At 68.1% G+C, this 4,504-nt stretch carries 4 protein-coding genes; 2 read left to right on the top strand and 2 right to left on the bottom strand.

Annotated features, from left to right (window positions below; genetic code table 11):
* Positions 1–187: 187 nt before the first annotated feature.
* A complete protein-coding gene (locus ACWDSL_RS52095; RefSeq protein WP_450496638.1) occupies positions 188–2,014 on the bottom strand; it encodes an acyl-CoA dehydrogenase in 1,827 nt (608 codons plus the stop codon).
* A gap of 160 nt (positions 2,015–2,174) precedes the next feature.
* Here ACWDSL_RS52095 and ACWDSL_RS52090 point away from each other — a divergent pair, with 160 nt between their 5' ends.
* Both ACWDSL_RS52090 and ACWDSL_RS52085 read left to right on the top strand, forming a co-directional pair.
* Positions 2,175–2,672 carry an SseB family protein gene (locus tag ACWDSL_RS52090; RefSeq protein ID WP_089508468.1) on the top strand — a complete coding sequence of 166 codons (498 nt, stop codon included), beginning with the start codon at positions 2,175–2,177 and terminating at the stop codon, positions 2,670–2,672.
* An 88-nt stretch (positions 2,673–2,760) separates the two neighbouring features.
* Positions 2,761–3,732 carry a pirin family protein gene (locus tag ACWDSL_RS52085; protein ID WP_450496637.1) on the top strand — a complete coding sequence of 324 codons (972 nt, stop codon included), beginning with the start codon at positions 2,761–2,763 and terminating at the stop codon, positions 3,730–3,732.
* Between the two features lie 117 nt (positions 3,733–3,849).
* On the opposite strand, the gene ACWDSL_RS52080 is transcribed toward ACWDSL_RS52085, so the two are convergent.
* Positions 3,850–4,504, bottom strand: a 655-nt coding sequence (locus ACWDSL_RS52080; protein WP_450496635.1) for an SdrD B-like domain-containing protein, incomplete at its 5' end; no start/stop codon positions are given.

Below are 4,504 nucleotides of genomic sequence, written 5' to 3'. Positions count from 1 at the left end.
CAGTTTTAATGACCCGCCCCCCCCCTACATATACACTTGTGTCTCCACACTCTCCCCCTCCCCGCCGCTCTGCCGATCGGCCCCGCGGGGGGGGCCTGAGCCGCGGCCGCGTGACCGGAGGCGCGGGGGGCCCCGCGGGGCCACCCGGCTCGACGAGAGGAGCTCGACGAGAGGAAGACGAGACGAATCAGAAGGCGTCTTCGGCCAGGTCCATCAGGGAGGTGTCGACGGACTCGGCCACGGCGCGCTGGACCGCGACGCCCGGCAGCACCTCCTGGGCGAAGAACTTCGCGACCGCGATCTTGCCCGCGTAGAAGGACTTGTCCTTGGCGGAGGCGCCGGGCAGCTTGTCGGCGGCGATCGCCGCGCCCTTGATCAGCAGATAGCCGATGAAGACGTCGCCGGAGGCGAGCAGCAGCCGGGTGGCGTTCAGGCCGACCTTGTAGATGGTGGTGACGTCCTGCTGGGTGGCGGCGAGGTCGGTGAGCATGGTCGCCACCAGCCCCTCCAGATCCGCGGCGGCCTTGGCGAGCGCGTCACGGGCGGCGGTCAGCTCCTCCCCGCCACCGGCCTCGGCGAGGAACTTCTTGATCTCCTCCGAGATGACCGTCAGCGCCTGGCCCTGGTCCCGGACGATCTTCCGGAAGAAGTAGTCCTGGCCCTGGATGGCGGTGGTGCCCTCGTAGAGGGTGTCGATCTTGGCGTCCCGGATGTACTGCTCCAGCGGGTACTCCTGGAGGTAGCCGGAGCCGCCGATGGTCTGCAGGGACTGCGCCAGCTGCTCGTACGCCTTCTCCGAGCCGTAGCCCTTGACGATGGGCAGCAGCAGGTCGTTGAGGGCGTGCGCGGCGGAGGTGTCCTCGCCGGCCGCCTCCAGGGCCTGGATCTCGTCCTGGACGGAGGCGGTGTAGAGGACGAGCGAGCGCAGGCCCTCCGCGTACGCCTTCTGCGCCATCAGGGAGCGGCGGACATCGGGGTGGTGGGTGATGGTGACCCGCGGGGCGCTCTTGTCGGTGAAGGCGGCCAGGTCCGGGCCCTGGACGCGCTCCTTGGCGTACTCCAGCGCGTTCAGATAGCCGGTGGACAGGGTCGCCATGGCCTTGGTGCCGACCATCATCCGGGCAAACTCGATGATCTTGAACATCTGGCGTATGCCGTCGTGCTTCTCGCCGAGCAGCCAGCCCTTGGCCGGGTGGTCCGCGCCGAAGGTCAGCTCGCAGGTGTTGGAGACCCGCAGGCCCATCTTGTGCTCGACGTTGGTCGTGTACGCGCCGTTGCGCTCGCCGAGCTCGCCGGTCTCCCAGTCGAAGTCGTACTTCGGCACGATGAAGAGGGACAGCCCCTTGGTGCCCGGGCCCGCGCCCTCGGCGCGCGCCAGCACGAAGTGGATGATGTTCTCCGAGAGGTCGTGCTCACCGGAGGTGATGAACCGCTTCACGCCCTCGATATGCCAGGTGCCGTCCTCCTGGCGGACCGCCTTGGTGCGGCCGGCGCCGACGTCCGAACCCGCGTCGGGCTCGGTGAGCACCATGGTCGCGCCCCACTGCTTGTCCACGATGTGGCGGGCGATCGCCAACTGCTCCTCGGTGCCCTCGTCGTAGAGGACTCCGGCGAAGGAGGGGCCGCAGGCGTACATCCAGATCGGGGTGTTGGAGCCGAGGATCTGCTCGGCGCAGGCCCACAGCAGCGAGCGCGGGCAGGCGGCTCCGCCGAGGTCCTCGGGGACGCCCAGGCGCCACCACTCGGCGTCCATGTACGCCTGGTAGCTCTTCTTGAAGGACTCGGGCACCGGCGCGGTGTGAGTCTTGGGGTCGAACACCGGCGGGTTCCGGTCGGCGTCCGCATAGCTTTCGGCCAGCTCGTTCTCGGACAGTCGGGAGATCTCCGAGAGCACGCTCTTGGCGGTCTCGACGTCCATCTCCTCGAACGGTCCCGTGCCGTACAGCTTGTCGCGCCCGAGCACCTCGAAGAGGTTGAACTCGATGTCGCGGAGATTCGACTTGTAGTGCCCCATGGCGAACAGCTCCGTAAGGCTCGGGAGGCGGCGGACCTCTTCAATGGCATCGCGCGATCGATCGTCGATCGCCATGATGCTACCCGTGGGTAATAAAGAGCAACCCCCGATAGGGCAACTGTGACGCACTGCGCTTCGGCGACTCAGTACGCTGCTGTCCATGTACGGCTACGACCAGAACGCGAGCCCAGGGCAGGGTTACGCGGCGCCGCCGCCCCCGCCGCAACAGCAGCCGCCTCTGTCACACCACCCACAGCCGGGTGCCGGCTATGGCGAGCAGCCGCTGTATCCGGAGCCCTCCCCACCGTCCCTGGCCGACGCGGTGCGGGCCTTCACCACCGGCTCCATGTCGGCCGAGGACTTCCAGCAGATCTTCGCGAGCTCCAAGGTCTACTGTCCGCGCGGTGACAACCCCGGTTTCCTCGCCCTGCACAACACCCAGCAGCCGGTGATCCCCATGTTCACCTCGCTCAAGGAGCTGCGCCGCTACGCCGGCAAGGAGTCCAAGTACTTCGTGATCACCGGCGCCGAGGTGATCGACCTGCTGCCCACCGGCTACGGCTTCGTCCTCGACATGGAGGGCGATCACCGGATGGTCTTCGACGCCAAGGCCGTGGAGCAGATGGTCGACTTCGCGATGCGCCGAATGTACGGATAGGTGCGGTTGGTCGCTCGGAAATAAAGGCCCTCTTGCGGATCGTTCACCCTTCAACTAAGTTGAACCTTGAACGACCGAGGAGGCCGTCATGCCAGCTGTGACCGTAGACAACCCGCTCACCCTGCCCCGCGTCGCGGCGCCCGCCGACGCCCAGCAGCGCGCCGTGCTCGCCGTCACCACCGCTCCCAGCGGTTTCGAGGGTGAGGGCTTCCCGGTGCGGCGCGCCTTCGCGGGCATCGACTACAAGCACCTGGACCCGTTCATCATGATGGACCAGATGGGCGAGGTGGACTATCAGCCCGGGGAGCCGAAGGGGACCCCGTGGCACCCGCACCGCGGCTTCGAGACCGTCACGTACATCATCGACGGGATCTTCGACCACCACGACTCCAACGGCGGTGGCGGCACCATCACCAACGGTGACACCCAGTGGATGACGGCCGGGTCCGGTCTGCTCCACATCGAGGCGCCGCCGGAGCACCTGGTCATGTCCGGCGGTCTCTTCCACGGCCTGCAGCTGTGGGTGAACCTGCCGAAGAAGGACAAGATGATGCCGCCGCGCTACCAGGACATCCGCGGTGGCCAGGTCCAGCTGCTCACCTCCCCGGACGGCGGCGCGCTGCTCCGCGTCATCGCCGGTGAGCTGGACGGTCACAACGGGCCCGGCATCACGCACACCCCGATCACGATGGTGCATGCGACGCTGGCGCCGGGCGCCGAGATCAACCTGCCCTGGCGGCAGGACTTCAACGGCCTCGCGTATGTGCTCGCGGGCCGCGGCACCGTCGGCGCCGAGCGCCGCCCGATCCACCTCGGCCAGACCGCGGTCTTCGGCACCGGCTCCTCGCTGACCGTGCGCGCGGACGAGAAGCAGGACTCCCACACGCCGGACCTGGAGGTCGTCCTCCTCGGCGGCCGGCCGATCCGTGAGCCCATGGCGCACTACGGGCCGTTCGTGATGAACACCCGCGCGGAGCTCCAGCAGGCCTTCGAGGACTTCCAGAAGGGCCGGCTCGGCACGATCCCCGCGGTGCACGGGATGTCCGAGGGCGGAATGTAAGGCTCGCCGGGGCCATATCCCGCCAGGACCGAATGCCAACGAGCCCCGTCCGGATATGGACGGGGCTCGTCGGCGCTTACGGGCGGATCAGCCGTGTTTCAGTGTTGCCTGGTTGTCTCAGTGTTGCCTGGCGCGACGCTTCCGGGTTACGAAGGCGAATGCCGCGCCCGTACCGGCCAGCAGGGCGCTGAGGGAGATGATCGTCAGCAGGCCGGACGTACCTGTGTTGGCCAGTGAACCGCCTGGGTCTCCGCCGGTCTGGGGGCCCGGCTTGTTGGGCGGCACGGACGCGGGCGGCTCGTGGGTCGGCGGCTGGGTCGTCGGCTCCGGAGTGGTCGGAGGCTCCGTGGTCGGCGGCTCCTCCTTGGGGATGTACACGCCGGCGTCGATCGTGTGATCGACCTCGCCCGCCTTGTCCGGCGCCGTGACCGGTGCCAGTCCCTTGCACAGCTGCCCGGTCTTCGGCGGGGTCACATTGGAGTCATGTGCCCGCTTGTCACCGGCCCGCGGAAGCGTGAACCGCAGTTCGTCGGCCGACGGCTGGGTCGGCACCTTGCTGGTGTCCGCGGTACACACATCGAACTCCACCGTGTACTTCGCACCCGGCTTGAGCTCGTAGTCGGCGCCGACTCCACCGAAGTAGTACTCGCCTGCGGCGTCGGTCTTGGTCGTGGCGGCCTGCTTGCCGTCGGCGTCCAGCAGGTTGACCGTCGCGTCCGGCAGCGGCACCTCGTTGGCACCCTCGGGATCCTGGATCCCATTGTGGTCGCCG

The sequence above is a fragment of the Streptomyces sp. NPDC000941 genome, assembly GCF_053599555.1.
This window is presented reverse-complemented; position numbering and strand designations above follow the sequence as displayed.

Coding starts and splice junctions, on each gene's coding strand:
- ACWDSL_RS52095 (WP_450496638.1), bottom strand. CDS start 2,014: ATGGGGCACTACAAGTCGAATCTCCGCGACATCGAGTTCAACCTCTTC.
- ACWDSL_RS52090 (WP_089508468.1), top strand. CDS start 2,175: ATGTACGGCTACGACCAGAACGCGAGCCCAGGGCAGGGTTACGCGGCG.
- ACWDSL_RS52085 (WP_450496637.1), top strand. CDS start 2,761: ATGCCAGCTGTGACCGTAGACAACCCGCTCACCCTGCCCCGCGTCGCG.